General features: G+C 58.3%; 2 pseudogenes. Both read left to right on the top strand.

The window, feature by feature from the left end:
* Nucleotides 1–373, top strand: a pseudogene (locus B1964_RS28595) (AMP-binding protein); the annotation flags it as partial.
* 5 nt (nt 374–378) lie between these two features.
* Nucleotides 379–711: pseudogene (locus B1964_RS28590) on the top strand (helix-turn-helix domain-containing protein); the annotation flags it as partial.
* Between the last annotated feature and the right edge of the window lie 56 nt (nt 712–767).

The following is a 767-nucleotide window of genomic DNA, read 5'->3' as shown; positions in this document are numbered from 1 at the left end:
GCATACCGGCGACATCGTCCGCATCGATGCCGACGGCAACATGTTCTTCCGGGATCGTCGCAAGGACATGATCAAGACCGGGGGGTACAACGTGTCCTCGCAGGAGGTTGAACGTGTGCTGCAACAACACCCCGATGTACAACGCGCAGCGGTAGTTGGACTGCCGGACGACTACTGGTCGGAGGCGGTGACCGCCTTCGTGGTCTTGCAGGAGGGATCGTCGGCGACGGCCGATGACATCCGTGCCTTCTGCCGTGGGGACTTGGCGAGCTATAAGGTTCCGAAGGTGGTACATCTCGTAGCCGAACTCCCTACCGACCCGCAGGGCAAGATCCTCAAACGGGAACTGCGCCGTGCACACGGAAAGAGCTGACCCGCATGGGGGATGTGACTGCACTCGAATCCGATGATCGGAATGAGGATTCTCGATCCGGCGCGCGATCACGATCTCGTCGTGACGAAATCGTAGCCACCGCAGCGTCGTACTTCGCTGACCACGGCTATAGCAATGCGGGTATGCGCGACATCGCCGAAGCCGTAGGTATCAAAGGCGCCAGCCTGTACAACCACTTTCAGTCCAAAGAGGACATTCTCTATGCAATAGCACTCCAGATGACCAAGGACCCACAGGAACACCTCATTGTGCTGGATGGACCGGGTACTCCAGCCGAGCGTTTGACCGCCCTCATCGATATCCACATCCGCCATCTAGTGGCGCGAGTTTGAAGTTGTTGGACGGTTGGCTTTTTCTAGGATCTGTTCGGCGG

The organism is Gordonia sp. i37, assembly GCF_002043085.1.
In the GTDB taxonomy this organism is placed as follows: domain Bacteria; phylum Actinomycetota; class Actinomycetes; order Mycobacteriales; family Mycobacteriaceae; genus Gordonia; species Gordonia polyisoprenivorans.
Note: the sequence above shows the minus strand (reverse complement) of the source record. Positions and strands in the feature narration are given on the sequence as shown.